We start from the raw sequence: 25,093 nt of genomic DNA, 5'->3' as shown, positions 1-25,093 counted from the left end.
CGGATTCGCAGGTGGTGCGACGGACGGTTGTCCGTCGCACCACCGAAAGGGGTGAACCGGCGTAACTTTCACGCCCCGGTCGCGTTCTGTTGCGACAATGGGGCGTTCGGTTACGCGGAGTCAGGCTGCGGCCAGCTCCCTGCGGGCCGCGCGACGTGCCGCGGCGAGCGCGGGATCGAGTGCGGGCACCGCCGCCAGGAGCTGCCGGGTGTACGGGTGCTGCGGCGATCCGTACACCTCGTCGGCCTCGCCCTGTTCGACGATCCGGCCCTGCCGCATCACGGCGACCCGGTCGCTGACCTGCCGCACGACCGCCAGGTCGTGGGCGATGAAGACGAGTCCGATGCCCAGCTCGCGCTGGAGCTCGCCGAGGAGCGCGACGACCTGGGCCTGGGTCGTGACGTCGAGCGCGGAGACCGGCTCGTCGCAGACGATCAGCTTCGGCTCGGCGGCGAGCGCACGCGCGATGCCGATCCGCTGGCGCTGCCCGCCGCTGAACTCGTGCGGGTAGCGCTCGTACCGCCCCGCGTCGAGGCCGACCCGCTCCAGCAGCTCGCGCACCCGGTCCCGGATCCGCGCCTCGTCGGTCTCCCCAGCCGCGCGGATCGGGTCGGCCACGGACTCCCCGACGGAGCGGCGCGGGTTGAGCGAGGAGACCGGGTCCTGGAAGACCATCTGGAGCTCGCGGCGGAAGGGGCGCAGGCCCTTCTCCGGGAGCGAGCCGATCTCCGCGCCGGAGTAACGGAGGCTTCCCTCCGTCGGGTCGAGCAGCCGCACGAGCATCCGCCCGAGGGTCGTCTTGCCGCTGCCGCTCTCCCCCACGATGCCGAGGGTCTCGCCCGCGTGGAGGGTGAGGGAGACGCCGTCCACGGCGGTGACCCGGTCGCGGCCCCGGCCGAACTCGCGCCGGAGGCCGACGGCTTCGAGCAGGGGCCCGCCCCGCTCCTCGGCGGCACGCGGCGCCGGGACCGTGAGCTGGGCGGGGACCCGGGCAGGGCCCGTGACCGGCGCCGCGGCCCGGGCGGGGGCCGGGACCTGGGCCTGGGCCGGGACCACCCGTTTCCGGTCCACCCGGGGCACCGACGCCAGGAGTTCACGGGTGTACGCCTGCCGGGGCGCCCCCAGCACCTCCGCGACCGGGCCGCGCTCAACCGCGCGCCCGTGCCGCATGACCAGGATGTCGTCCACGCTCTCCGCGGCGACGCCCACGTCATGGGTGACCAGCAACAGGCCTGTGCCCGTCTCGCGGCGCAGCTCGTGCAGCAGGTCCAGGACCTGGGCCTGCACGGTGACGTCCAGGGCCGTGGTCGGCTCGTCCGCCACGATCAGGCGCGGTTCGCAGGCCAGGGCCATCGCGATGAGCGCCCGCTGCCGCATCCCTCCGGAGAACTCGTGCGGCCTGGAGCGCGCGCGGCGGGCCGCGTCCGGGATGCCGACCCGGTCCAGGACCTCGACGGCGCGGGCCCGCGCCGCCCGCCGGGAGACGGGGTTGTGCACCCTGTACACCTCGGCGATCTGGTCACCGACCGTGTAGTACGGGTCGAGCGAGGAGAGCGGGTCCTGGAAGACCATCGCGGCCTTGGCACCGCGCAGCGCCCGGAGCCCGGCCTCGTCCACCGCGTTCACGTCCGTGCCGGCGACGCGGACGGTCCCGCCGACCCGCGCCCCCGTGCCCCGGTGCAGCCCGAGCAGGGCGGACGCGGTCGCGCTCTTGCCCGAGCCGGACTCGCCGACGACCCCGAGGGCCGCGCCGGCGTCCAGGGTGAAGGAGAGCCCGTCCACGGCGCGGACGCTCCCGAAGTCGACGGTGAGGTTCTCGACCCGCACCAGCGGTGATGTCATGACAGGACCACCCGTCGGTCGGCCAGCGCGTACAGGACGTCCGCGACGGCATTGGCGAGCACCACGAAGAAGCCGGCCACCAGCACCATGCCGACGACCACCGGCAGGTCGACGACCTTGACGGCGTGGACCAGTTCGCGCCCGATGCCCGGTATCCCGAAGAGGGACTCGGTCAGGACCGCGCCGCCGAACATGCTGCCGAAGTCGAGCGCGCTGAGCGCGATCACGGGTGCGAGGGCGCCGCGCAGCGCGTGCCGCCCGATGACGGCCCGCTCACCGACGCCGTACGCCCGGAAGGTGCGCACATGGTCCTCGGCGAGCGTCTCCAGCATGGAACTCCTGGTCAGCCTCGCGTACTTGGCGGACTCGATGAGCGCCAGGGAGGCCCAGGGCAGCAGCAGCCCCCAGGCCCACTGCTCGGGGTTCTCGCTGAAGGGCACATAGGTCGGCGACGGCAGCCACTGGAGCGTGGAGCAGAAGATGATGATCAGCAGCAGCCCGATGACGAACACGGGTGTGGCCGTCCCTGCCAGGGTCAGCCAGGTCAGGACCCGCTCGGTGATGCCGCCCCGCCGCCAGGCGGACAGCACCCCCGTGCCGACGCCGAGCAGTATCCAGCCCGCGAACGCCCCGATGACGAGGGAGCCGGTGACCGGGAGCTTGGCCAGGATCAGCCGCATGACCTGCTGGTCGCTCTGGTACGAGACCCCGAGGCAGGGCGCGGCGCAGTGGTCGACGCCCGTACCGGTGGAGAAGTCGCGTCCGGCGACGATGCCCTGGAGGAAGTGCCCGTACTGCGTGTACACCGGGTCGTCGAGCCTGAGCTGCTCGGTGACCTGGGCGACCTGGGCGGGAGAGCAGCGCGGACCGCAGGCGATCTGGGCGACGTCGCCCGGGGCCACGTAGAAGACGGCGTAGAGGACGACGGTCAGGGCGAGGAGCACGAAGACGGCTCCGCCCGCCCGCCGCAGCAGGAATCCGGTCACGCGGCCTTCTCCTTCCCGCGTTCCGCGCGCTTCTCGCGTCCGGTGCCGATCCTCAGCCGGGACTCGGCACGCGGGTCGAGCGCGGTGCGGACGCCCTCGCCGAGAACGGTCAGCGCGAGCACGGTGACGAAGAGCAGCCCGGCGGGCAGCAGGAGATAGGTGGGGGCCGACTGGTACCAGGTGTCGGCCTCGGTGAGCATCTGCCCCCAGGACGGTGTCGGCGGTTTGATGCCCACGCCGAGGAAGGACAGCGCCGCCTCGACGGTGATGTTGACGGGGAAGAGCAGCGCGGCGTACGTGATGACGGGCGCGGCGAGCGAGGGCAGCAGCTCCCGCCGGGCGATGCTCCACCGCCCGCGCCCGCTGAGCCGGGCGGCGGAGACGAAGTCGAGGGACTTGAGGGCGAGGGCCTGGGCGCGCACGATCTTCGACGTACCCGCCCAGTTGATGCCGCCGATGACCAGCGCGATCAGGACGGGGCGGGGGAAGGACGCCGGCACGACGGCGAGCAGCCCCAGGGCGATGACCATGAGCGGGAGGGCGACGTTGATGTCGGTGATCCTGCTGAGGACCTGGTCGACCCAGCGGCTGCCGAGGGCCGCGGCGAGCCCCACGATCACGCCGATGGTGACCTGGAGGACGGTGGCCACGACGGCCACGCCGAGCGAGACGCGGGCTCCGTACACGATGCGGGCGAAGAGGTCGCGGCCGGTCTGCGGCTCGACGCCGAGCCAGTGGTCCGCGCCGATGCCTCCGAAGGAGCCGATGGGGACCCCGCCGGCCGCGGAGTCGACGAGGTCGGGATGGAAGGTGTCGGGGTCCTGGCCCGCGAGTGCGGACAGCAGCGGCGCGGCGATCGCGGCCAGGAAGAGCAGGAGGACCACGGCCGCCGCGGCGGTGGCCGCGCGCTGTGCGCGCAGCCGCCGCCAGAACTGCCGGGCCCCCGAGGCGGGGGCGGCGACCGGCGCCGCTCCCGCCTCCTGGACCAGAAGTGCTTCGGACATGGCTACTTGACCGCGACCTGTGAGATGTCGAGGACGCCGGTCCAGTCACTGATGATGACGTTCTTGATGTCCTGGCCGTAGAGCCGCTTGTAGACCGGGTGGAAGAGCGGCACGGTCAGCGCCCGCTCGCCGATCTTCTTGTCGAGGGCGCCCCAGCGCTGGGCGGCGGCGTCCAGATCGGTGAGCTTGTTGATCTCGTCGATCTCCTTGTTGACCGACGGGTCGTTCAGGAAGCCGCTGTTGAAGTTGGCGCCGTCCTTCACGATCTGCCGGCCGTCGAAGATCGGCGCGAGGAACGGGCCGCCGGACGGCCAGTCGGCACCCCAGTGGGCGAGGAAGAAGCCGGGCTCCTTGGACGCGCTGTGGATGGTGTCGGAGTAGTCGTTGCTCTCCAGGCCCTCGAGCTCGACGGTGATGCCGGCCTTCTTGAGCGCGGCCTGGAGCGCCGTGGCGATCTCCGGGCTGGTCTCGAAGTCCTTGTCGTTGGAGTGGGTGAGGGTGACGGTCAGGCCCTTGGCGTGGCCCGCCTCCTTCAGCAGCTCCTTGGCCTTGGCCGCGTTGCCGGTCTCGCCCGCCGGGAAGTGGTCGTAGGGCGTGTAGCCGAAGGACTTCTGGTTCGGCAGATAGGTGGTGGCGGGCTCGGCGAGCGAGGAGCCGCCGGCCGCGTTGATGACCGAGGAGCGGTCGACGGCGTACGCGATGGCCTGGCGCACCTTCGGGTTGTCGAAGGGCTTCACCTTCGGGTTGAAGGCGATGTAGTTCGTGTAGCCGAAGTGGCCGGTACCGACGCGGGCGGCGAGCTGCTTGTCGCCGGAGACCTTGGCGAGCTCGGCCGGGCCGAGGTTGGTGTCGGTGGTGACGGCCGCCGCGTCGGCGCCCTGCGAGGCGGAGAGCCGCTGGTTGATGACGGCGGAGTCGAGCCCGGAGCGTACGTCGATCCTGTCCGGGTACGCCTTGCGCTCCTCGTCGGTCCCGGCCGACCAGTGCGGGTTGCGCTCCAGGACGAGCCGCTCGCCGTCGTTCTCGTTGGAGACGACCTTGTACGGCCCCGAGGAGACGGGGTGCTCCTCGTACGTGGTGCCGGTGTCCTTGGCCTGGGGCACCGGGGTGGTCTGGGTCTGCGTCGCGAGGTACGGGAACTCGCCCTCGGGCTTGTTCAGGTGGAAGACGATGGTCTTCTCGTCCGGCACCTCGATCGAGTCGAGGCCCTTCTTGTCCTTGTACGGGCCCTGGTAGTCGGCGCCGCCGATCAGCCAGTCACGCAGGTAGGGGGCACCGCCGGAGAGTTCGGCGGCGAAGGACCGCTCGATGCCGTACTTGATGTCGGCGCTGGTGATCGCGGTGCCGTCCTCGTACTTCAGCCCGTCCTTGAGGGTGTACGTCCAGACGGTGGCGTTCTTGCTGGGCGTGCCCAGGTCGGTGGCCAGGTCGGGGACGACCTGGGCGCCGGCGGCGCCGTTCTCCCGGTTGCGGGTGGTGAGCGTACGGAAGACGAGGGAGGGGACGTTGCCGCCGCCGGAGGTGTAGAGCCGCGCCGGGTCGAAGTCCTCCTGCGGGTTGCTGTTGAGGACCGTGAGGGTGCCGCCCTTGGCCGGCTTGGCGGAGGCGCCGGACGTACCGCCGCTCCCCCCGTTGTCCTGAGGTCCGGCGCAGGCCGTGAGCCCGGCGGCCAGGGCGAGGACGACCGCGGCGGCGGTTGCCACGCGGCGCGATATGACGGACGGCTGACTCATCGGAGGACGACCTCTCGGATCACTGCGGGAAGTGGGGGCATGCCCGCGGCGGCGCGACGAGGCCTCGTCCCGGTGACGGGAAGGGAGCCGGAAACATGAAATGCCGCGCCTGCGGGCGGAGTACGCCCGGGCGCGGAGGTCAGGAGGGACCGGGGAGCCGGAAAACGGCTCGCCGGACGTCGACGCGCGCTCGAGCAGGCGTCAGCGACAGAGAACGTCGGCTACGCAGTGCCCGGCCACGCCGAAGAGCGCCAGCTCGATGGCGGCGCGCTCGGTGGATGCGGGGCTGCGTGACATGCGGAGAAATATGAAGGACCCGCTCCCCGGATGTCAACGCGCAATGAGACGCGCATCTCGGAATGCGGGAACCCCTCCTCCCGGGCCGGGCTCAACTGCCCGGATACACCCACGGGTTGGGGCGGCACTTGATGCCGTCCAGGTCCAGGGTCTTGGTCTGCTGCTGCATCACGGGCGCGAGGGCGCCGGGGGTGCGGCAGCTCACATGGTTGTGTCCCAGCCGGTGGCCGACCTCGTGGTTGATGAGCATCTGACGGTACGGCAGGAGCTTGTCGGGGCCGAAGGTCGCGGCGCCCTGCGCCCAGCGGTAGGCGTTGATCATCACGCGGTCGGTGGCGGCGGAATCGCAGGAGACGTTGTCCTCGGTGGTGTCCAGGCCCGACTTCTCGCACCAGACCGCCGTGGTGCCGGGGCTGGCGAGCGTGATCACGAAATCGGCCTTGCCGGAGGAGACCCGCTCGAAGGTCATGGCGCCGTTGTGCGCCCAGCTGCGGTCGTCGTTCAGCGTCTTCTGCACGGCCTCGGCGAAGAGCCCGGCGTCGAGGCCGAGACCCTTCTCCACATCGATCCGGTACCGGTGCAACTGGCCCTTGCCCGGAGCCTTGGCGAGTCCCGGCACCGCCTCGAACGCGCCGGACCCCTTGAGGTCCGCCGCCAACGGGAAGGCCGTGGCCATCTTCTGGGCGTACGACAGAGGCTCGACCTGCTGCTGCTTCACCTCGGGGGCCGGCCGGTCCACCGAACGGGAGGCGTCCTCCGCGTCCTGCCGGTCGACGCCGGTGCTCTTCGGGGTGCTCGGCGCGCTCCCGGAGTCCTGTGCCACCTGCCCGGCCACCACGACCGCGAGGACCGTGGTCACCGCGGCGGCCGCGATCCCGGTGAAGGTGCGGCCCTTCCCGCCCTTCGCCTCCCGGCCGTCCGGGTCGTCGGGTCCGAGGGGCCCTTCCGGTCCGCCCGGTCCGGCGGGGGTCCCGGACGCGTCCTCGGGCGCGAACGGCGGCTCGGGACGCGAGGGCGTGGTGTCGAACGCCTCCACGAACTCCCTGCGCGGGCCGGGTATCAGAGGGGTGGTGCCGGTCTGCGGGCCGGACGTGCGCCGCCCCTCCGCCAGCCGCTGCGCGGCCTGCTGCCGCGCGATCGCCGCCTGCCGGGCGTGGTGGGCCTCCTGGCCGCCCGGCCCCGCTGGGCGCGGGCGGGGGTCGAAGGCCGGGACGGGCCCGGTCCCCCAGCCGCCGCCGGGCTCACGCTGTTCGGGATGCCCGCCGCGCACCTGGGGAGCGTCGTGGAACGGTCCGGCGGTGCCGCCGGCGGGCTGGGCGGGGTTCCGCCCGCGTCGGCCGGTGCCCCGCCCGACGGCGGGTGTGCCCCCGGTGGTGCCGGTGTCCCGGCCTGTGGCCTCGGGGCCCTTTCGGCTGTGTCGTCCCACGCCCCGGATCAGCTCCCGCCGCGTTCGTCGAGCAGTTCCCGGAACGCCTGGGCGACCGCCTCCGGGTACTCCATCATCGCCACGTGCCCGGCCTCGGGCAGTGTCAGCAGGCGCGAATCGCGAAAGGCCGCGGACGCCCTGCGTGCCATCCGGTACGAGACGAGCTGGTCCCGTCCGCCGTACACCAGCAGGGTCGGTGCGAGCACCCTCTCGGCCTGGCGCCACAGTCCGTGCTGTCCGCCCAGTGTGTAGGCATCGACGATGCCCCGGGCCGAGCGCGTCATGGCGTCCCAGAAGTACGGCAGTTCCAGCCTGCGCTCCATCTCGGCCACCGCGTGGCGGAAGGCTTCGTCGGAGATGCGCGCCGGATCGCCGTAACAGAGTGCCATGGCTCCGCGGGTGCGCTGCTCCGCCGTCCACTCCCGGGTGAGCCTGGCGAACAGGGAGGCGACGCCCGGGAGTGCGAGCAGCGCCGTCGGCACGGCCGGCCGCTGGACCCGGATCTCGGGCAGAGCAGGGGAGATCAGGGTGAGGGTGCGCACCAGATCGGGCCGCACGGCCGCGACCCGGGTGGCGACGGCGCCGCCCAGGGAGTTCCCGAAAAGGTGAACGAGACCGCGCCGTCCCGCGTCCAGCAGCCGGATCACGGCCCGGGCGTGTCCGGTGACCGAGTAGTTGCCGTCGTCCGGCGGCGGGGAGTCCCCGAAGCCGGGCAGGTCGACCGCCTCGGAGTCGAGCAGGTCCCCCAGCAGGGGCATCAGGGCCGACCAGTTCTGGGAGGAGCCGCCCAGGCCGTGCACGAAGAGGGCGGGCGCGAGCCCCGCCGTCCCCGCCGGGCGTGCGCGGACGGTCAGGGTGAGCCCGGGCAGCGCGACGGAGCGCAGCTCCTCCCCCTCCGCGACCCTGACGGCACCGGTCTTGGGTGCCACCGCGGCAGCGGCGGCGTGGATACCGGGCAGCTCGGTCGAAGACATGCGGCAATGTTACGAGACGATCACGCGGTGGTTCATGTGTTCGCGGTCACAAGCCGCATAGCGTCCCCGGGGGGTTGCTCCTAGGCTGCAAGGGAGGGAAGGGAGCCGCCATGAAGGTCGACCCGAGCGACCCCGAGACATTCGAGGACACCCAGCCGGACGATCCGGACCCCGAGGCCCCCGAAGCGGACGCCGCCGAACAGCAGGCCCCCGTCCGTTCCGAGCGCGACGAGCCCCTCACCGGCATCGACACGGGTGCGGCGAACGAGGCCGATGCGGCCGAGCAGGCCCGCGTCGTCGCGGAAGATGAGGACGATTACCGGTAGATCGCACCGCTTTGCGGTGTCGGGCGGGTTATCTGCGGCTACCGCAGCCGTCCGGTCCGTGAAATTCTGCGTCCGCGCCGCGCGCACCCGGGTTACTCAAAAGTACGATGGCACCACGGCGCAGCGTGCACGGTACGACTGTGCTCGATCACGAACTTTTGGGAGGCGGCGTGACAGCCATCGAGCAGACAGAGGCGGCGCGCCCGCGGGGCACTCGGCTGCCCCGCCGTGCCCGACGCAATCAGCTGCTGGGCGCCGCGCAGGAGGTCTTCGTCGCGCAGGGTTACCACGCCGCCGCGATGGACGACATCGCCGAGCGCGCGGGCGTCAGCAAGCCGGTGCTCTACCAGCACTTCCCCGGAAAGCTGGAGCTCTACCTCGCCCTGCTCGACCAGCACTGCGAGTCGCTGCTGCAGGCGGTCCGCACGGCGCTCGCGTCGACGACGGACAACAAGCTGCGCGTCGAGGCGACGATGGACGCCTACTTCGCGTACGTGGAGGACGAGGGCGGCGCCTTCCGTCTGGTCTTCGAGTCCGACCTGACCAACGAGCCGGCGGTCCGCGAGAGGGTCGACCGGGTCTCGCTCCAGTGCGCGGAGGCCATCTCCGACGTCATCGCGGGTGACACGGGCCTGTCCAAGGACGAATCGATGCTGCTGGCGGTCGGCCTCGGCGGCGTCTCCCAGGTCGTGGCGCGCTACTGGCTCTCCAGCCCGTCCGGCATTCCGCGGGACACCGCCGTCCAGCTGCTGACCTCCCTGGCCTGGCGGGGCATCGCGGGATTCCCGCTGCACGGCGTCGATCAGCACTGAGCCCCCGGCGGGGGCGGCGGCCGGTGTTCGCTGCGGGCGTTGCCGGTCGACCCGTGGTCGGTCCCTTCACCGGGCTAATGTGTGCTGCGTACGGCGCGGTTCACCGCGCAGAGACGGACCGTCGGAGGGACATAGCCGTGGAGGTCAAGATCGGGGTGCAGCACACGCCCCGCGAGATCGTTCTGGAGAGCGGACTTTCCGCCGAAGAGGTCGAGAGCGCGGTCGCCGAGGCGCTCAACGGCAAGGCGCAGCTGCTCAGCCTCACGGACGACAAGGGCCGCAAGGTCCTGGTGCCGGCCGACCGGATCGCGTACGTGGAGATCGGCGAGCCCAGCACCCGTCGGGTGGGGTTCGGCGCGCTGTAGCACGCACGACGCGGAAGAACGGGTGGAGGCCCGGCGGACATGTCCGCCGGGCCTCCACCCGTTCCACGCCGGATCTCCCCCCGGACGTCCCTCGGTGGGGTTCACGCGGGGCACAGGAGGGTTGCATTCCGGGGGCCACGGGTAGGACCGCCTGTGACCGATTGCCCGCCGCACCATCAAGCGAGGTGACCCCTCTGTGCTCTGGGAATCCATCAGCTCCGTCGTGCTCGGACTGGCCCTCTCGTGGGTCGCGCTGCGCTCCCTGCCCGGCCGGCTCCCGTCCTCCCGCGTCGTGTTCGTCACCGGTGCGCTCGGCGCCCTGTTCGGCGCGTATCTGACGCAGGCGACGCTCGGCTCCGGTCATCTCCTGGCGACGCCGGCCGGCGCGGTCCTGGTGGGGGCGGTCACCCTGTCCCTGCTGATCCGCCCGCGACGCCGCCGGCCGGTGCGGTCGGTGACGGCGCAGTAGCCCGGCACACCCCGCCCCGGCCGTTCCCCGGCCGCGGCTCGGCCCCCGGCCGCTCAGGCGGCGAGGCCGAGCGCGGCCATCCGCTTGGTGTGGGCCTCGGTGATCCGGGAGAACATCCTGCCGACCTCGGCCAGGTCGAAGCCGTCCGCGACACCGCCCACGAGCATGGTGGACAGCGCGTCGCGGTCCGCGACGACCCGCTGCGCCTGCGAGAGCGCCTCGCCCATGAGCCTGCGCGCCCACAGGGCGAGCCGTCCGCCGACCCGGGGCTCGGCCTCGATCGCGGCCCGCACCTTCTCGACCGCGAAGTTCCCGTGTCCCGTGTCGTCCAGCACGCCGAGGACGAGGGAGCGGGTGTCCGAGTCGAGCCGGGCGGCGATCTCCCGGTAGAAGTCACTGGCGATCGAGTCGCCGACGTATGCCTTGACCAGGCCCTCCAGCCAGTCGGAGGGAGCGGTCTGGCGGTGGAAGTCGTCGAGCGCCTTGGCGAAGGGCTCCATGGCTTCGGTCGGCTCCGCCTCGATCGCGGTGAGCCGGTCGGTCAGCTGCTCGAAATGGTGGAATTCGGCTGAGGCCATCTTCGCCAGGGCCGCCTTGTCACCGAGTGTCGGCGCGAGTTTGGCATCCTCCGCGAGCCGCTCGAAAGCCGCGAGCTCCCCGTAGGCCAGCGCGCCGAGCAGATCCACGACCGCGGCGCGGTACTGCGGGTCGGCTGAGGCGGTGGCCCAGTCCTGGGCGGCGATTCCGGTCGGTGCGGGCGCTTCGTCGGATGCTTCAGTGGCGTTGTCAGGCGTCTCCATGGAGCGCAGAATAGCCCGCCGTGCCAGGGACGGAAGGGCCTGGTCAGCGGGAGACATCACACCGTTCCGATGAATTCGTCCAACACACATGCGCGAATCCGGGGTACAGTGGTATTGCGCTTACTGAGCATTTTCTTGTGCCAGGAGCGCGACCTTGAATGAGGATGCCCGGTCGGTGGCCCGATCGGCTCCGACCCGACAGCCCTCCACGCGGGGCGTACACCGTGTACGCCCGCAGATGAGGGGCCCCCTCAGCGGCACGAGCGCTCGAGCGACGGCAGTGGTCCCGCGCCACCCGGCCCATCCACGGCCGGATGACCAACCCCGGCACGGTACGACCCCCAGCGTTCGCCTCGGGCCGCGTCTCACAGAAGAGGCAGCACCCTGACTACGTTCCGCGACCTCGGAATTCTCACCGAGACGGCCGAAGCCCTCGAGGCTGTCGGCATCACGTCCCCCTTCCCGATCCAGGAGATGACGCTCCCCGTGGCGCTCTCCGGCTCCGACGTCATCGGCCAGGCCAAGACCGGCACCGGCAAGACGCTCGGTTTCGGCCTGCCGCTTCTGGAGCGCGTGACCGTCCCCGCCGACGTCGAGGCCGGCCGCGCCGCGCCCGAGAAGCTGACGGACGCGCCCCAGGCCCTGATCGTCGTACCCACCCGTGAGCTGTGCCAGCAGGTCACCAACGACCTGCTGACCGCCGGCAAGGTCCGTAACGTCCGCGTCCTCGCGATCTACGGCGGCCGGGCGTACGAGCCCCAGGTCGAGGCCCTCAAGAAGGGCGTCGACGTGGTCGTCGGCACCCCGGGCCGGCTGCTCGACCTGGCGGGCCAGCGCAAGCTCGACCTCTCGCACATCCGCGTCCTCGTCCTGGACGAGGCCGACGAGATGCTCGACCTGGGCTTCCTGCCCGACGTCGAGCGCATCATCACGATGCTGCCGGCGAAGCGCCAGACGATGCTGTTCTCGGCCACCATGCCCGGTGCCGTCATCAGCCTCGCCCGCCGCTACATGTCGCAGCCCACGCACATCAACGCCACGTCGCCCGACGACGAGGGCACGACCGTCAAGAACACGGCGCAGTTCGTCTACCGCGCCCACTCGATGGACAAGCCCGAGATGGTCTCGCGCATCCTGCAGGCCGAGGGCCGCGGGCTGGCGATGATCTTCTGCCGCACGAAGCGGACCGCCGCCGACATCGCGGAGCAGCTGGAGAAGCGCGGCTTCGCCTCCGGCGCGGTCCACGGCGACCTCGGCCAGGGCGCCCGTGAGCAGGCACTCCGCGCCTTCCGCAACGGCAAGGTGGACGTCCTCGTCTGCACCGATGTCGCCGCGCGCGGCATCGACGTCGAGGGTGTGACCCATGTCATCAACTACCAGTCGCCGGAGGACGAGAAGACCTACCTCCACCGCATCGGCCGCACCGGCCGCGCGGGCGCCAAGGGAACCGCGATCACGCTGGTCGACTGGGACGACATCCCGCGCTGGCAGCTGATCAACAAGGCCCTGGACCTGAAGTTCCCGGACCCGGCCGAGACGTACTCCACGTCTCCGCACCTCTTCGAGGACCTCGGCATCCCGGCGGGCACCAAGGGTGTCCTGCCGCGCGCCGAGCGGACCCGTGCGGGTCTGCGCGCGGAGGAGATCGAGGACCTCGGCGAGACGGGCGGCCGTGGCCGCAAGTCCTCGTCGTCCGCCCCGGCCCCCCGCGAGGAGCGCGCTCCTCGCACCCCGCGTCAGCGCCGGCGCACCCGTGGCGGCAGCAGCGTCGAGGAGGGTGCCGTCACCGTGCCCGCGCCGTCCGCCGAGGCTGCGGGCGAGGACGCCGCCGAGCCGCGCACCCCGCGCCGCAGGCGCCGTACGCGTGCCGCCGTGCCCGAGGGCGTGTCGGAGGCGGCGGTGGCCGTGGCCGAGGCGCCGGCCGTCGAGGCCGCTCCCGTGGCCGAGGCGGAGCCCGCGGCGGAGGCGAAGCCCCGTCGTCGCCGTACGCGCACCGCTGCCGCGAAGCCGGCCGTCGAGGCGGCCCCGGCCGCCGAGCCCGTGGTGGACTTCCAGACCGTGGCCATGGCCGCTCCGGTGGCCGAGCCCGCGGTCACCAAGCCGCGCCGTCGTACCCGGGTCGTGAAGCCGGCCGACGAGGTCGACTTCCAGATCGCCCCGGTCTCCGAGCCCGTGAGCGAGACCAAGCCGCGCCGGCGCACCCGTGCCGCCGCCAAGCCGAAGGCCGAGGTCGTCGTCGAGAAGACGGCCATTGCCGAGGAGGTCGCGGAGACCAAGCCGCGCCGCCGCCGTCCCCGTGCCGCGGAGAAGGCGCAGACCGCCCCGGTGACCGAGGCCGTGGCGGACGGCGAGGCCGCGCCCGCCAAGCCGCGCCGCCGCCGTGCCCGCGCGACGACGGCCGCCGCCGAGTCCGCCGAGGGCTGATCCTCAGCAGCAGCCCTGCCCGTACGGCCCCGGTTCCCGCACTGCGGGGGCCGGGGCCGTACGGCTGCCCGGGCACGCTCCCGCCCCCGGCGATACGCTCGGCCCATGAGCCGGCCGCCCACCTTCACCCCGCCCTCCTGCGCCCGTTCCCGCGTACTGCGTACCGCGCGCGGGGACTTCGCCGTGCTGGACGCCGTGCCGTCCGGCGGCGCGCACTCCACCGCCCTCCTGCTGCCCGGGTACACCGGCAGCAAGGAGGACTTCATCGCGCTGCTCGAACCCCTCGCCGACGCCGGTTTCCGGGTGCTGTCCGTCGACGGCAGGGGGCAGTACGAGTCCGAGGGGACGGGCCGTCAGGAGTCCTACGCACAGGGCGAGTTGGCCCGGGACGTGCTGGCGCAGGCCGCTGCGGACGGCGTCCCGGTGCCCGGCGGAATCCACCTGCTGGGGCATTCCCTGGGCGGCCAGATCGCCCGCGCCGCCGTCCTGCTGGACGGCACGCCCTTCCGCTCGCTGACCCTGATGTCCTCGGGGCCCGCCGAGATCGATCCCGCCCAGCAGAAGAAGGCGCAGATCCTCGGCGACGCCCTCGGCCGGTGGGGCATGGACGAGGTCTGGCAGGCGATGCGCGCGCTGGACCCGCCGGAGGACGCGGACACCGGGGACGGCGAGGATCTGCGCCGCCGCTGGATGCGCCACGACCCGGCGCAGCTGATCGCCACGGGCGCCCAGCTCTCCCGCGAGCCGGACCGGGTGGCCGAGCTCGCCGCGCTGCCCCTCCCGGTGCATGTGGTCTCGGGCGAGCGCGACGACGTCTGGCCGGTGCCGCTGATCGACACGATGGCGCGGCGGCTGGGCGCCCGCCGGACCGTGATCGAAGGCGCCGAGCACTCCCCCAACACGGCCCGGCCGCTGGAGACGGCGGCGTCCCTGGTCTCGTTCTGGAACAGCGTCTGACCGCCGTCTGTCAGAACTGCGCCTGGAGGTGCTGCCAGAAGCCGTCGCGCAGCGCCCTGCGCAGATGGGCGTGGCCGCGCAGCGAGTGCTGGAGGAGCCGTTCGGCCTCGACCAGCAGGTCCTGGTCGACGGAGCCCGGCAGATAGGGGTGTCCCGGCAGCAGGTCGGCGAGGGCCTCGCGGCCGCGCGTGGAGAGCCAGCCGGCGGCGATCTGCGCGCCGACGAAGCGGACGTCCTCGCGCGCGGGGGCGGGGCTGTCGTCGTCGTACATCGTGACGGAGCGCCGGTTCACGTACGGCCGGCAGAAGTCGAGGTCGAAGGTGCGCTGGCTGTCGACCTCCCAGAGCAGCGGCTCGGCCTGGTTGCGGCCCTCGCCCGCCTCGATGCCCCAGAGGTGGACGCGGGCGCCGTAGCCCTGCGCCGCCTCGACGGCGGAGACCAGGTCCTCGTCGCCGCCGACGAGCGCCGCGTCGCTGATGGCGCGGTGCCGGGCGAGTGACTCCAGGTCGGTGCGGATGAGTGAATCGACGCCCTTCTGCTGGTTGTTGGCGTTGAGGTTGCCGAGCCGGACCTTGACGTCGGGGAGTTCGGCGATGGACTGCTGCTCGACGGTGTGGATGCGGCGCCTGGCACCGTCGTACCAGTACACGCGGAGCAGCCTGCTGTCCGCGAAGATCGTGCGGGCCTTGTCGATGAAGGCCTCGATGAGCCCTTCCGCGTCCAGGTCGAACGAGCGGCGGTCCTCGGTGCCGGTGACGAGCAGTCCGGCCGCCGCGTAGACGTAGCCCGCGTCCACGAAGATCGCGTGGGTGGAGGGGGTCTTCGAGACCTCGGCGAGTACGCGCTGGAGAAGTGCGTTCGTGCGGTCCAGCTGTTCGCGGATGTCCTGTCCTTCGTCCGTCCGCGTGTCCGCGTGGTTCATGCGGACCTCATCGTCCGCGCACAGGTGGTGACCAACGGGTACTTAGACATCCAAAAAATTTCCTTAGCGTAGGGAATGTTTGCTGTAGGCAAGCCGTTGTACCCCTTGTGGAGCACGAGGCGCCGACGCCTTGCGCTCCACATCCTTGCGGACGGCGAGCCCGTCCTCCCAGTAGTTCTCCAGCAGGAGGATCAGACGAAGGGAAGCCATATGCGCTTCGAGATCATGCGACTCGACGATGTCGACGGTACCGCCGTGGACAGCACCGTCGTGGACGCCGCCTCCGTCAACCGGATCGTGCAGCAGGCCGCGGCAATGGGCCAGCGCATCTACATCCGGCCGGCCGACACCTCGGCTTCGTAACACCTTGTTCTGTTTCGCGTCGCTGACGACAAGCGCATGACGAACTGATGAGACGAGAAGCGCCCCCGCACGGAAGGCCCGTGCGGGGGCGCTGTGGTGTCCGGGACCTCGCCCGGGGGCCCGGGGGGTCTCAGGAGCTCTGGATGACCTGGGTGACGCCGTTGATGATCTGCTGTACGGCGATGGCCGAGAGCATCATCCCGGCGAGCCGGGTCACCAGCACCACGCCGCCGTCCTTGATCACACGGATGATCAGCAGCGAGTAGCGCATGACGACCCAGAGCACGAGGTGCATCGCGACGATCGCCGACCAGACGGAGATCTGCCCGCCCACCCCGTCGGCGTGCTGCACCGCGAGGATCACCGAGACGATCGCGCCGGGCCCGGCGAGCAGTGGCATGCCCAGCGGCACGAGCGCCACATTGACGTCCTTGGTCTGGGTGGGCTCGTCCGTCTTGCCGGTCAGCAGGTCGAGCGCGATCAGCAGCAGGAGCAGCCCGCCCGCGATCATCAGCGCGGGCACGGAGACATGCAGATAGGCGAGGATCTGCTGGCCGAGCAGCCCGAAGACGGCGATCACGCCGAAGGCGACGGCGACCGCCTGGAGGGCCATCCTGCGCTGGACCTTGGCGGGGCGGCCCGCGGTGAGGGCCAGGAAGATCGGGGTGATTCCGGGGGGATCCATAATCACAAAAAGGGTGAGAAAAAGGGATCCGAAGACAGCGATGTCGAACACGGTGAGCCTTGCGAGAGAAGAGCGGGCCGAACAGGGAGGTGCGCGCGCCGGCGCGTGATGACGGCCGGGCGTGCGGAGGGAAGCGGAGAAGAAGGTGCCCCGTTACGCGGGGAGCGGTCCGCCGGCACCCGGCACGGGGAAGGCTCCCGTGGCGCGCCGGGTGATCTCGCCGTAGATCTCGGGGTCGGTGGTGTACTCCCCGAGCCGGACGGTCTTACGGGTGCCGTGGTAATCGCTGGAACCGGTGGGCAGCAGCCCCAGTTCGGCGGCGAGGCCCCGCAGCCGGGCCCTGGTGGGCTCGTCGTGGTCCATGTGGTCCACCTCGATGCCGTCGAGCCCGGCGGCGGCCAGCCGCGCGATCACGGACTCGGGGACCACGGAGCCGCGCTTGACGGCGAGCGGGTGGGCGAAGACGGTGACGCCACCCGCGGCCTTGACCAGGCGGATCGCGTCGAACGGGTCGAGCTCGTGCTTGCCGGCGTACGCGCGCCCGCCGTCGGCGAGCCACTCCGGGACGAAGGCGTCGGAGACCGAGCCGACGACGCCGAGCTCCACGAGGGCGGTCGCGACGTGCGGGCGGCCGACCGAGCCGTCCCCCGCGATCCGCGCGACCTGCTCCCAGGTGACGGGGACACCCAGCTCCTGGAGCTTGCGCACCATGGTCCGCGCGCGCGGCACCCGGTCGTCCCGGACGAGCTCGCGCTCGCGGGCGAGTTCGGGTTCGGCCGGGTCGAAGAGGTAGGCCAGCATGTGCAGGCCGATGCCGTCGACACGGCAGGAGAGCTCGGCGCCGGTGACGAGGGTGAGGCCCTCGGGAAGGGCCGCGAGGGCTTCCGCGTGGCCGCCCACCGTGTCGTGGTCGGTCAGGGCGACGACGTCGAGACCCGCGGCGGCGGCGTTGGCCACCAGTTCGGCGGGGGTGTCCGTGCCGTCCGAAGCGGTGGAGTGGGTGTGCAGATCGATGCGCACGACGCGTACTCCGGTGCTGGTGGACGGACAGGGGACGCTCCAGGATAACCGCCGGACGTCACCCCTTCGGCCCTCGCCCCGGGCGGCCCGCCCCGCGCCCCGCGCCGGTCAGGGCTGGGTGAGCAGCCGGGGGGTGAGCGCTCCGCACGGCAGGAGGTCCACCTCTCCGCCCGCGTCGCGCAGGTCGGTCAGGACGAGTTCGTCGTACATCAGGAGCCCGGACTGCTCGGGCCAGACGATCGCCCAGAGCCACAGACCCCTGGCCTCGCCGGCGAAGACCGCCCGGTCGCCGGGGGCGTCCTTGACGTGCCAGAGGGGGGCGGGGCGTCCCGCCGCGAGCACCTTGGCGTCGGGCGCCGCGTCGACGTTCAGACCGGGGTCGAGGCCGTCGATGCCCGCGTAGCGCGCGCCGAGGCCGACGCCGAGCTCCTCGGCGACGAGCAGCAGCTCCCCTATCCCGCCGAGCGGGCCCGGACCGGAACAGGCGACGGCGGTGGCCCGGCCGCCGCTGCGGTCGTCACCCGCGTACGCCGCGCCCGTGAAGAGCCAGCCCACCGGGAGCGGCCAGGGCATCCACACCGGCACCTGGGCCCGGTGCACCACCACTCCCAGCGCCTCGACGCTGGGCGGGACCACCGGCTGCATCGGGTGCACCTGGCCGTGCTCGGCGCACTGCCAGGCATCGGCGAAGAGGCCGGGCGCCCTGACCCGGCCACCGCACTTCGGGCAACTGGGTTCGCCCCTCATACCGCCCCACGGTCCTCTCCGGTCGTCGTCGCGTCAAGGACGATCACCCGTCCGCAGCGCGGCTCCGACCTGGAGAGATAGATGCAGCTTGCACTTATTAGAGTGTCTAACTTATTCTGTGTATAACGCAACGACCTAGTGGAGAGCGAGAGAAACCATGCGGGGAGAGGATCCGCTCGACGAAGGGGCGACCAGCATCCTGCGCCAGCCGAAGGCCGTCTGGGCCACGGCGGGCGCCTCGGTCGTGGCCTTCATGGGGATCGGGCTGGTGGACCCGATCCTGCCGTCCATCGCGAAGGGGCTGGAGGCCACGCCCAGCCAGGTCTCCCTCCTGTTCACCTCGTACTTCCTGATCACCGCCGTCGCGATGCTCGTGACCGGCTTCGTCTCCAGCCGCATCGGCGGCCGCAAGACCCTGCTGACCGGTCTCGCGCTGGTCGTCGTCTTCGCCGCGCTCTCCGGCACCTCCTCGTCCGTGGGCGAGCTGGTCGGCTTCCGGGCGGGCTGGGGTCTGGGCAACGCCCTCTTCGTCTCCACCGCCCTCGCGGTGATCGTCGGCGCCGCGGCGGGCGGCAGCGCGGCGGCGATCCTGTTGTACGAGTCGGCGCTCGGCCTCGGCATGGCGTGCGGGCCGCTGGTCGGGGCCCTGCTCGGTGACGCCAGCTGGCGTTACCCGTTCTTCGGCACCGCCGTGCTGATGGCGATCGGCTTCCTCTGCATCACCGCGTTCCTGAAGGAGCAGCCCAGGCCGGCCCGGAAGACCTCGCTGCTGGACCCGGTCAGGGCGCTGGGCCACGGCGGGCTGGCCTCGGTCGCGACCTCGGCGTTCTTCTACAACTACGCGTTCTTCACGATCCTGGCCTTCACACCGTTCGTGCTCGACATGTCGCCGTACAGGTCGGGCGCGGTGTTCTTCGCCTGGGGCCTGCTGCTCGCCGTCTTCTCGGTGCTGGTGGCCCCGCGCCTCCAGCGGCGCTTCGGCTCGCTAAAGGTGGTCGGCGGTTCGCTGGTGCTGCTCGCGGCCGACCTGGTGATCCTCGGATACGGCAGCCACACCACGGCCATCGTCTGCACCATCGTCTCCGGCGCCTTCATCGGCATGAACAACACCGTCTACACCGAACTGGCCCTCGGGGTCTCGGACGCCCCGCGCCCCGTCGCGAGCGCCGGCTACAACTTCGTCCGCTGGTTCGCCGCCGCGGCGGCGCCCTACCTCGCCCCGAAGATCGAGGAGTGGACCGACATCCACATCCCGTTCGTGGTCGCCGCGGTCGCCGCCCTGTTCGGCGCGGCGGTCGTCTGGATCCGGCGCTCGGCCCTGACCCACGAGGCACGGGATCAGGAGCCCCGGCACGCCACCGAGGACGGCGTCACCGTCTTCGCCGACTGACCGCCGGTCACCCCCGCCCGCCCCGCCCGCGGTTCCCCCTCCTGGCCGCGCGGCGGGGCCTTCCCCGTGCGCGGCCGGTGCCTCAGTCCAGGGCCACGGACGCGCGCAGCGGGTCCCGCAGGTCCGTGCCCTGCGACAGCCAGCGCTCCTGGAGCTCCTGCGCTCCCCTGACCCGCTTCCAGGCGGCCTCGTTGTGCGTCATCGGCAGCAGCGGCAGGAAGCGCACCGGCTCCATCGGGGCGTCCAGCTCCAGGTCCTCGACCAGGCCGCCCGGTTCGGCGACCAGGACGGAGCTGAAGGGCGCGCCGGTCCACAGCGGCCTTCCGAGGTCCAGGGACGCCCCCGGAGCCACGATCAGACCCTCGACCTGCGGGGACGCCGCGAGCACCGCGAGGGGCCGCAGCACCTCGTCGGTCGCGGCGATCCCCACCCGTACGGACAGGACCAGCTCGGCGCGCGGGCCCTTCACCGGGTCGGCGAGCGGCGAGGTGGGGTCGGCCATCGGCTGGGCCGACATGCCGAGTGTGGCGTAGCGCACCACATCGCCGTCGATGAAGCGGAGCACCTCGATGCGGTCCGTGCCGAGGAACGTCACATCGGCGCGCGCGTCCGGCTCCCCGAGCGCCGTACGGAGCCGGGCCTCGACCAGATCAAGAATTTCTCCCATGCCGCGAGCATAGAACGCGTTGTGAACGGGCAAAGGAAGGGATTGGCCCCGAGTCGGACTGATAGCCTGGGCCGTCGGTCGGGACAGCACGCAGAAGCGTCGCTCTCAGTCCTGACAACACGTGATCCCCCACGGGGGACCGGCCGGAGGAGGTGGGGCTGCGGTGGATCCAAGTCGACCGTGCAGTACCAACCGCTCTTCCGCACGACGCCTTCCTTCTGTGATCTGACGCTCCTTCCCGACGTCACCACGGCAGTTCGCGCACCGGAAGAGCCCCTCGTTTTTGCCTGTCTGTAGCGAACGCCGTCATCGTGCCCGCGCGGTGCCGCCCGCTTTGCGGACGTGAGCGCACGTCCCCATTCCGGGCTGTTCCACGCCCCCGCCGACGGCCCTCCGTGAAGAGGAGCCAGCCATGTCGATGATCCGTGACCTGCGCGCCGCCGTGCGCCCGTCCCTGCGCAAGAGCAACACCCCGTACAGCACGTACGACACCACCCGTGACCCCTCCGCCTCCAGCGCCGTTGTCGACTGCGCGGTCTACCGCGACGGACGCCGGGTCACCGAGGGCGCCTGCCAGACCCCGCGTGAGGCGATGCTGCGGGTACGGGAGGACGGCGGCTTCGCCTGGATCGGCCTGCACGAGCCGACGGAGGAGGAATTCGCCGGTATCGCCCGGGAGTTCGGGCTGCACCCGCTCGCCGTGGAGGACGCCGTCCACGCCCACCAGCGGCCCAAGCTGGAGCGCTACGACGACACGCTCTTCACGGTCTTCAAGACGATCCACTACGTCGAGCACGCCGAGCTGACCGCGACCAGCGAGGTAGTCGAGACCGGCGAGGTGATGTGCTTCACCGGCCGGGACTTCGTCATCACCGTCCGGCACGGCGGGCAGGGCTCGCTGCGCGCGCTGCGCCACCGCCTCCAGGAGGACCCCGAGCTGCTCGCCAAGGGCCCCTCCGCCGTGCTGCACTCCATCGCCGACCATGTCGTCGACGGCTACATCGCGGTGGCGGGGTCGGTGCAGGACGACATCGACGAGGTGGAGATCGACGTGTTCTCCACCCCGGCGAAGGGCGGCGCGCGCGGCTCGGACGCCGGCCGGATCTACCAGCTCAAGCGTGAGGTGCTGGAGTTCAAGCGGGCGGTGTCACCGCTGCTGCGGCCGATGCAGCTGCTGAGCGAGCGTCCGATGCGGCTGATCGACCCCGACATCCAGAACTACTTCCGTGACGTGGCGGACCACCTGGCCAGGGTGCACGAGGAGGTCATCGGCTTCGACGAGCTGCTGAACTCTATCCTCCAGGCCAACCTCGCGCAGGCGACCGTCACGCAGAACGAGGACATGCGCAAGATCACGTCCTGGGCGGCCATCATCGCCGTACCGACGATGATCTGCGGGGTCTACGGCATGAACTTCGAGCACATGCCCGAACTGCGGTGGACGTACGGCTATCCGATGGTGCTGGCGCTCATCGGCGTCGTCTGTTTCTCCATCCACCGCACGCTCAAGCGCAACGGCTGGCTCTAATACAGTTCGGGCATGACTGCTGACGCGTTGCTGTCCCGGGCTCTCGTCGAGGAGGCCACCAAGAAGTCCGGCCTCGTCTGGGTGCGGGGCTCCGGCCCCTCCCGGGCTCTGTGGCACGTGTGGCACGAGGGTGCGGCCGTGCTCGTCGGGGACGGCCCCGGGGAGCAGCCGCTCCCCGCGGGTCTGGACGCCGGCGCCACCGCCGAGGTGACCGTGCGCAGCAAGGACAAGGGCGGCAGGCTCGTGGCCTGGACCGCCGGCGTCGCCGTCCTGGAGCCGCACTCCGAGGAGTGGGAGGCGGCGGTCGCCGAGCTCAAGGGCAAGCGGCTGAACGCCCCGGACGCCGAACAGCTCACCGAGCGCTGGGCGCGTGAGTGCCGGGTCGTACGGCTGACGCCCGGCGCCTCCAGCACCGACCTGCCGGACACCTCGCTGGCCGCGCCGCCGCTGCCCACCGGGGCGACGACACGGCGGACGGCGCCCGCCGCACTGCCCCGGCTGCTGCTGAAGCGCCGCCGGAGGCGCTGAGGCCCCCGGGGTCAGCCGGAGGACCTGGGCAGCTCGCCGCCGTAGTCCACGGTGTCGTCCTCGGCCGGGGCCTCCAGCGGGAACGTCCTGCCCCAGTCGGCGAGCCTGATCGTGCCGCCGCCCCCGCCGCGTGCCACACGCAGGGGGTACGGAGTGCCCTCCAGGGAGACGTCCAGCGCGCCTCCCTCACCCTTCCCGCCCATGATCTGCACGGTGCGCACCCCGCCGACCGTGTCCCGGTCGCCCTTGTTGACCTTGCCGTGCAGGGCGAGCATCCCGTCGAGCAACGTCTTCTTCTCCGTGAAGCCGCGCAGTTGCTCGTAGGTGGGATCGTCCTCGGGGACCTTGACGAACTTGCCCTGGAGCTTGTCGGCGGCCTGGTCGCTCTCGTCGTCGGCCTTCTCGTCCTTCCAGAAGCCCGCGTCGGCCTTGAGATAGAGCTCGTCACCGATCCGCAGCAGCGCGAAGGTGTTCTGCTTAGAGGTGACCGAACCCGTGCCGCCCTTGCTGCTGAGCTGCATGTTCAGGGTGTACGTGCCGCCCTTGCTGACCAGCTTGCCCGTCAGCCGGACGGCGGCGGCGGCATCGGCGGCGGCCCGCGCCTTCTTGTCGATCTGTGCGGCGGTCAGCTTGCCGACGCCGTTGGTCCCCTTGTCCGGGTCCTCGCCCGCGCAGGCCGTGAGCGCGGTGGTGAGCCCCGCGCAGAGCACCACGGCGAAAACGGTCCGGCTACGGGCCCGGACGGCCGGGGCGGAAGAGGTCACGGCGCACTGCCTCTCATCTGTGTGTCTGGGGGTGGCAGACGGCAGCGTACCCGTGCCGCGTACGCCGTTCGGCAGAGCTCCTCACGGACGGTCCGCCGAGGCGCCCCGGACCGGTACGGGCTAGCCTGATCACGGCAAAGGAGGACGCGGGGGACGAGGGAGGCGCACAGGATGGCGGCAGGCGCTCCCAGGGTTTTCGTCTCGCACCTCTCCGGCGTACCGGTGTTCGACCCCAATGGCGACCAGGTCGGCCGGGTCCGCGACCTGGTGGCGATGCTCCGGGTGGGCGGCAGGCCGCCGCGGCTGCTCGGCATGGTCGTCGAGGTCGTGAGCCGGCGGCGCATCTTCGTGCCGATGACCCGGGTGACGGGGGTGGAGTCGGGCCAGGTCATCACCACCGGTGTCGTCAACATGCGGCGCTTCGAGCAGCGTCCGACCGAGCGACTCGTCCTCGGTGAGTTCCTCGACCGGCGGGTCCGTCTCACGGAGACGGACGAGGAGGTGACCGTCCTCGACGTCGCCATCCAGCAGCTCCCGGCCCGCCGCGACTGGGAGATCGACAAGTTCTTCGTACGCAAGGGACGCGGCGGCGCGCTGCGCCGCAAGGGCGAGACGCTGACGGTGGAGTGGTCGGCCATCAGCGGCTTCTCGCTGGAGGAGCACGGGCAGGGCGCCGAGAGCCTGGTGGCGACCTTCGAGCGGCTGCGCCCGACCGATGTCGCCAACGCCATGCACCATCTGACGCCCAAGCGCCGGGCCGAGGTCGCCGCGGCCCTGGACGACGACCGGCTGGCGGACGTCCTGGAGGAGCTCCCCGGGGACGACCAGGTGGAGATCCTCGGCAAGCTGGAGGAGGACCGCGCGGCCGACGTCCTGGAGGCGATGGACCCGGACGACGCGGCGGACCTCCTCTCGGAGCTCCCCGAGGCCGACAAGGAGCGGCTGCTGGCCCTGATGCGCCCGGACGACGCGGCCGATGTGCGGCGCCTGCTGTCGTACGAGGAGCGCACGGCGGGCGGGCTGATGACGACGGAGCCGATCATCCTGCGGCCCGACGCGACCGTCGCGGACGCCCTGGCCCGCGTCCGTCAGCAGGACCTCTCCCCCGCGCTCGCCGCCCAGGTGTACGTCTGCCGGTCGCCGGACGAGACGCCCACCGGGAAGTATCTGGGCACCGTGCACTTCCAGCGGCTGCTGCGCGATCCCCCGTACACCCTGGTCAGCTCGATCGTCGACAGCGATCTCGTGCCACTGGCGCCGGACACCCCGCTGCCCGCAGTGACGAGCTATCTGGCGGCGTACAACATGGTCTCGGTGCCGGTGGTGGACGAGAGCGGCTCGCTGCTGGGCGCGGTGACCGTCGACGACGTGCTGGACCACCTGCTCCCCGAGGACTGGCGCGAGACCGACTTCCAGGGCGAGGAGGGGATCGCCGGTGGCCGCTGAGGACCGTGCGAGGGCCGTGCCGACGGGCGCCTCGGGCATCGTGCGCCCCCCTCGGCCCCGGCTCGACCAGCCGAAGGCGCCCAGGCGCCGGCTGCTGCCCGAGTACGACCCCGAGGCGTTCGGCCGGTTCTCCGAGCGCATCGCCCGCTTCCTGGGCACCGGACGGTTCATCGTCTGGATGACGCTGATCATCATCCTGTGGGTGGTGTGGAACATCTTCGCGCCGCCGGACCTGCGGTTCGACGAGTACCCGTTCATCTTCCTGACGCTGATGCTGTCCCTCCAGGCCTCCTACGCGGCCCCGCTCATCCTGCTCGCGCAGAACCGCCAGGACGACCGCGACCGGGTCACCCACGAGCAGGACCGCAAGCAGAACGAGCGCTCCATCGCCGACACCGAGTTCCTCAGCAGGGAGATCGCCGCGCTCCGCATGGGCCTCGGCGAGGTGGCGACGCGCGACTGGATCCGCTCGGAGCTGGAGGCCCTGGTGAAGGACATGGAGGAGCGCCGGATGTTCCTGCCCGCCGAGAGTGACGAAGGCGACCGCGGAGGGGCTACCCGCCCGTAGGGACCGGCGCCGTACCTCCCTCCCGTCGCCCGCCACCACCCTTCCGAGGA

26 protein-coding genes are annotated in these 25,093 nt (G+C 71.7%); 12 read left to right on the top strand and 14 right to left on the bottom strand.

The window, feature by feature from the left end:
* Positions 1 to 120: 120 nt before the first annotated feature.
* The 7 genes from AMK10_RS04540 to AMK10_RS04515 form a co-directional block, all read right to left on the bottom strand.
* Positions 121 to 1,842 (bottom strand): dipeptide ABC transporter ATP-binding protein, encoded by a 1,722-nt coding sequence (locus AMK10_RS04540; protein ID WP_073744971.1) that lies wholly within the window; start codon positions 1,840 to 1,842, stop codon positions 121 to 123.
* Positions 1,839 to 2,828, bottom strand: a complete 990-nt coding sequence (locus AMK10_RS04535; RefSeq protein ID WP_073744969.1) for an ABC transporter permease — start codon at positions 2,826 to 2,828, stop codon at positions 1,839 to 1,841. The genes AMK10_RS04540 and AMK10_RS04535 overlap by 4 nt, the downstream gene beginning before the upstream one ends.
* Positions 2,825 to 3,832, bottom strand: a complete 1,008-nt coding sequence (locus AMK10_RS04530; protein WP_073744967.1) for an ABC transporter permease — start codon at positions 3,830 to 3,832, stop codon at positions 2,825 to 2,827. The genes AMK10_RS04535 and AMK10_RS04530 overlap by 4 nt, the downstream gene beginning before the upstream one ends.
* A gap of 2 nt (positions 3,833 to 3,834) precedes the next feature.
* Positions 3,835 to 5,565 carry an ABC transporter substrate-binding protein gene (locus tag AMK10_RS04525; protein ID WP_073744965.1) on the bottom strand — a complete coding sequence of 577 codons (1,731 nt, stop codon included), beginning with the start codon at positions 5,563 to 5,565 and terminating at the stop codon, positions 3,835 to 3,837.
* 201 nt (positions 5,566 to 5,766) lie between these two features.
* Positions 5,767 to 5,862 carry an Ms4533A family Cys-rich leader peptide gene (locus AMK10_RS38585; RefSeq protein ID WP_323179282.1) on the bottom strand — a complete coding sequence of 32 codons (96 nt, stop codon included), beginning with the start codon at positions 5,860 to 5,862 and terminating at the stop codon, positions 5,767 to 5,769.
* A gap of 91 nt (positions 5,863 to 5,953) precedes the next feature.
* The gene (locus AMK10_RS04520) at positions 5,954 to 7,288 is read right to left on the bottom strand and encodes a DUF3152 domain-containing protein (protein WP_073744963.1); all 1,335 of its coding nucleotides are present in this window, start codon (positions 7,286 to 7,288) and stop codon (positions 5,954 to 5,956) included.
* Between the two features lie 8 nt (positions 7,289 to 7,296).
* Positions 7,297 to 8,262 (bottom strand): alpha/beta fold hydrolase, encoded by a 966-nt coding sequence (locus tag AMK10_RS04515; RefSeq protein ID WP_073744961.1) that lies wholly within the window; start codon positions 8,260 to 8,262, stop codon positions 7,297 to 7,299.
* A gap of 110 nt (positions 8,263 to 8,372) precedes the next feature.
* Here AMK10_RS04515 and AMK10_RS04510 point away from each other — a divergent pair, with 110 nt between their 5' ends.
* The 4 genes from AMK10_RS04510 to AMK10_RS04495 all read left to right on the top strand — a co-directional run bounded on the left by AMK10_RS04510 (position 8,373) and on the right by AMK10_RS04495 (position 10,234).
* Positions 8,373 to 8,588 (top strand): hypothetical protein, encoded by a 216-nt coding sequence (locus tag AMK10_RS04510; RefSeq protein ID WP_073744959.1) that lies wholly within the window; start codon positions 8,373 to 8,375, stop codon positions 8,586 to 8,588.
* 170 nt (positions 8,589 to 8,758) lie between these two features.
* Positions 8,759 to 9,400: a TetR/AcrR family transcriptional regulator gene (locus AMK10_RS04505; RefSeq protein WP_073744957.1), complete on the top strand. Its 642-nt coding sequence runs from the start codon at positions 8,759 to 8,761 to the stop codon at positions 9,398 to 9,400.
* A 137-nt stretch (positions 9,401 to 9,537) separates the two neighbouring features.
* Positions 9,538 to 9,765 carry a DUF3107 domain-containing protein gene (locus AMK10_RS04500; RefSeq protein ID WP_073744955.1) on the top strand — a complete coding sequence of 76 codons (228 nt, stop codon included), beginning with the start codon at positions 9,538 to 9,540 and terminating at the stop codon, positions 9,763 to 9,765.
* Between the two features lie 196 nt (positions 9,766 to 9,961).
* Positions 9,962 to 10,234 (top strand): hypothetical protein, encoded by a 273-nt coding sequence (locus AMK10_RS04495; RefSeq protein WP_073744953.1) that lies wholly within the window; start codon positions 9,962 to 9,964, stop codon positions 10,232 to 10,234.
* A gap of 53 nt (positions 10,235 to 10,287) precedes the next feature.
* Here AMK10_RS04495 and AMK10_RS04490 read toward each other — a convergent pair whose 3' ends face one another.
* Positions 10,288 to 11,034 carry a ferritin-like fold-containing protein gene (locus tag AMK10_RS04490; protein ID WP_073744951.1) on the bottom strand — a complete coding sequence of 249 codons (747 nt, stop codon included), beginning with the start codon at positions 11,032 to 11,034 and terminating at the stop codon, positions 10,288 to 10,290.
* A 474-nt stretch (positions 11,035 to 11,508) separates the two neighbouring features.
* Between AMK10_RS04490 and AMK10_RS04485 the strand changes: the two genes are divergently transcribed.
* Both AMK10_RS04485 and AMK10_RS04480 read left to right on the top strand, forming a co-directional pair.
* Positions 11,509 to 13,458: a DEAD/DEAH box helicase gene (locus AMK10_RS04485; protein WP_073744949.1), complete on the top strand. Its 1,950-nt coding sequence runs from the start codon at positions 11,509 to 11,511 to the stop codon at positions 13,456 to 13,458.
* A gap of 105 nt (positions 13,459 to 13,563) precedes the next feature.
* The gene (locus AMK10_RS04480; RefSeq protein WP_073744947.1) at positions 13,564 to 14,415 is read left to right on the top strand and encodes an alpha/beta fold hydrolase; all 852 of its coding nucleotides are present in this window, start codon (positions 13,564 to 13,566) and stop codon (positions 14,413 to 14,415) included.
* Positions 14,416 to 14,425: 10 nt separating this feature from the next.
* Here the strand turns inward: AMK10_RS04480 and AMK10_RS04475 are convergent, their stop codons facing one another.
* The gene (locus AMK10_RS04475; RefSeq protein ID WP_073744945.1) at positions 14,426 to 15,337 is read right to left on the bottom strand and encodes an NYN domain-containing protein; all 912 of its coding nucleotides are present in this window, start codon (positions 15,335 to 15,337) and stop codon (positions 14,426 to 14,428) included.
* A 210-nt stretch (positions 15,338 to 15,547) separates the two neighbouring features.
* Between AMK10_RS04475 and AMK10_RS37605 the strand changes: the two genes are divergently transcribed.
* Positions 15,548 to 15,700 (top strand): hypothetical protein, encoded by a 153-nt coding sequence (locus AMK10_RS37605; protein ID WP_014154223.1) that lies wholly within the window; start codon positions 15,548 to 15,550, stop codon positions 15,698 to 15,700.
* A 130-nt stretch (positions 15,701 to 15,830) separates the two neighbouring features.
* Here AMK10_RS37605 and AMK10_RS04470 read toward each other — a convergent pair whose 3' ends face one another.
* The 3 genes from AMK10_RS04470 to AMK10_RS04460 form a co-directional block, all read right to left on the bottom strand.
* The gene (locus tag AMK10_RS04470) at positions 15,831 to 16,436 is read right to left on the bottom strand and encodes a MarC family protein (RefSeq protein ID WP_073744943.1); all 606 of its coding nucleotides are present in this window, start codon (positions 16,434 to 16,436) and stop codon (positions 15,831 to 15,833) included.
* A gap of 102 nt (positions 16,437 to 16,538) precedes the next feature.
* Positions 16,539 to 17,405 carry a PHP domain-containing protein gene (locus tag AMK10_RS04465; RefSeq protein WP_073744941.1) on the bottom strand — a complete coding sequence of 289 codons (867 nt, stop codon included), beginning with the start codon at positions 17,403 to 17,405 and terminating at the stop codon, positions 16,539 to 16,541.
* Between the two features lie 108 nt (positions 17,406 to 17,513).
* Complete coding sequence (locus AMK10_RS04460) at positions 17,514 to 18,152, bottom strand: DUF6758 family protein (protein WP_073744939.1); 639 nt, start codon at positions 18,150 to 18,152, stop codon at positions 17,514 to 17,516.
* 157 nt (positions 18,153 to 18,309) lie between these two features.
* Between AMK10_RS04460 and AMK10_RS04455 the strand changes: the two genes are divergently transcribed.
* A complete protein-coding gene (locus AMK10_RS04455) occupies positions 18,310 to 19,542 on the top strand; it encodes an MFS transporter (RefSeq protein WP_073744937.1) in 1,233 nt (410 codons plus the stop codon).
* Positions 19,543 to 19,624: 82 nt separating this feature from the next.
* Here AMK10_RS04455 and AMK10_RS04450 read toward each other — a convergent pair whose 3' ends face one another.
* Positions 19,625 to 20,209 (bottom strand): suppressor of fused domain protein, encoded by a 585-nt coding sequence (locus AMK10_RS04450; protein WP_073744935.1) that lies wholly within the window; start codon positions 20,207 to 20,209, stop codon positions 19,625 to 19,627.
* A 412-nt stretch (positions 20,210 to 20,621) separates the two neighbouring features.
* On the opposite strand from AMK10_RS04450, the gene AMK10_RS04445 reads away from it, so the two are divergent.
* Positions 20,622 to 21,737, top strand: coding sequence for a magnesium and cobalt transport protein CorA (locus tag AMK10_RS04445; protein WP_073744933.1), 1,116 nt, complete (start codon positions 20,622 to 20,624; stop codon positions 21,735 to 21,737).
* A 12-nt stretch (positions 21,738 to 21,749) separates the two neighbouring features.
* Positions 21,750 to 22,265: a hypothetical protein gene (locus tag AMK10_RS04440; RefSeq protein ID WP_073744931.1), complete on the top strand. Its 516-nt coding sequence runs from the start codon at positions 21,750 to 21,752 to the stop codon at positions 22,263 to 22,265.
* A gap of 11 nt (positions 22,266 to 22,276) precedes the next feature.
* On the opposite strand, the gene AMK10_RS04435 is transcribed toward AMK10_RS04440, so the two are convergent.
* Positions 22,277 to 23,029: a hypothetical protein gene (locus tag AMK10_RS04435; RefSeq protein ID WP_073744928.1), complete on the bottom strand. Its 753-nt coding sequence runs from the start codon at positions 23,027 to 23,029 to the stop codon at positions 22,277 to 22,279.
* Between the two features lie 171 nt (positions 23,030 to 23,200).
* Between AMK10_RS04435 and AMK10_RS04430 the strand changes: the two genes are divergently transcribed.
* Both AMK10_RS04430 and AMK10_RS04425 read left to right on the top strand, forming a co-directional pair.
* Positions 23,201 to 24,475: a magnesium transporter MgtE N-terminal domain-containing protein gene (locus AMK10_RS04430; protein ID WP_073744925.1), complete on the top strand. Its 1,275-nt coding sequence runs from the start codon at positions 23,201 to 23,203 to the stop codon at positions 24,473 to 24,475.
* Positions 24,465 to 25,043, top strand: a complete 579-nt coding sequence (locus AMK10_RS04425) for a DUF1003 domain-containing protein (RefSeq protein WP_073744923.1) — start codon at positions 24,465 to 24,467, stop codon at positions 25,041 to 25,043. Before AMK10_RS04430 ends, AMK10_RS04425 begins: the two co-directional genes overlap by 11 nt.
* Positions 25,044 to 25,093: the final 50 nt, after the last annotated feature.

It is taken from the genome of Streptomyces sp. CB02058 (assembly GCF_001905505.1).
In the GTDB taxonomy this organism is placed as follows: Bacteria; Actinomycetota; Actinomycetes; order Streptomycetales; family Streptomycetaceae; genus Streptomyces.
This window is presented reverse-complemented; position numbering and strand designations above follow the sequence as displayed.

Bases quoted from the DNA above. Each gene is read 5' to 3' on its own strand.
- AMK10_RS04540 (WP_073744971.1), bottom strand. From the start codon at position 1,842: ATGACATCACCGCTGGTGCGGGTCGAGAACCTCACCGTCGACTTCGGG.
- AMK10_RS04480 (WP_073744947.1), top strand. From the start codon at position 13,564: ATGAGCCGGCCGCCCACCTTCACCCCGCCCTCCTGCGCCCGTTCCCGC.
- AMK10_RS04430 (WP_073744925.1), top strand. From the start codon at position 23,201: ATGGCGGCAGGCGCTCCCAGGGTTTTCGTCTCGCACCTCTCCGGCGTA.
- AMK10_RS04450 (WP_073744935.1), bottom strand. From the start codon at position 20,209: ATGGGAGAAATTCTTGATCTGGTCGAGGCCCGGCTCCGTACGGCGCTC.
- AMK10_RS04530 (WP_073744967.1), bottom strand. From the start codon at position 3,832: ATGTCCGAAGCACTTCTGGTCCAGGAGGCGGGAGCGGCGCCGGTCGCC.
- AMK10_RS38585 (WP_323179282.1), bottom strand. From the start codon at position 5,862: ATGTCACGCAGCCCCGCATCCACCGAGCGCGCCGCCATCGAGCTGGCG.
- AMK10_RS37605 (WP_014154223.1), top strand. From the start codon at position 15,548: ATGCGCTTCGAGATCATGCGACTCGACGATGTCGACGGTACCGCCGTG.
- AMK10_RS04445 (WP_073744933.1), top strand. From the start codon at position 20,622: ATGTCGATGATCCGTGACCTGCGCGCCGCCGTGCGCCCGTCCCTGCGC.
- AMK10_RS04525 (WP_073744965.1), bottom strand. From the start codon at position 5,565: ATGAGTCAGCCGTCCGTCATATCGCGCCGCGTGGCAACCGCCGCCGCG.
- AMK10_RS04490 (WP_073744951.1), bottom strand. From the start codon at position 11,034: ATGGAGACGCCTGACAACGCCACTGAAGCATCCGACGAAGCGCCCGCA.
- AMK10_RS04455 (WP_073744937.1), top strand. From the start codon at position 18,310: ATGCGGGGAGAGGATCCGCTCGACGAAGGGGCGACCAGCATCCTGCGC.
- AMK10_RS04460 (WP_073744939.1), bottom strand. From the start codon at position 18,152: ATGAGGGGCGAACCCAGTTGCCCGAAGTGCGGTGGCCGGGTCAGGGCG.
- AMK10_RS04475 (WP_073744945.1), bottom strand. From the start codon at position 15,337: ATGAACCACGCGGACACGCGGACGGACGAAGGACAGGACATCCGCGAA.
- AMK10_RS04515 (WP_073744961.1), bottom strand. From the start codon at position 8,262: ATGTCTTCGACCGAGCTGCCCGGTATCCACGCCGCCGCTGCCGCGGTG.
- AMK10_RS04510 (WP_073744959.1), top strand. From the start codon at position 8,373: ATGAAGGTCGACCCGAGCGACCCCGAGACATTCGAGGACACCCAGCCG.
- AMK10_RS04485 (WP_073744949.1), top strand. From the start codon at position 11,509: ATGACGCTCCCCGTGGCGCTCTCCGGCTCCGACGTCATCGGCCAGGCC.
- AMK10_RS04440 (WP_073744931.1), top strand. From the start codon at position 21,750: ATGACTGCTGACGCGTTGCTGTCCCGGGCTCTCGTCGAGGAGGCCACC.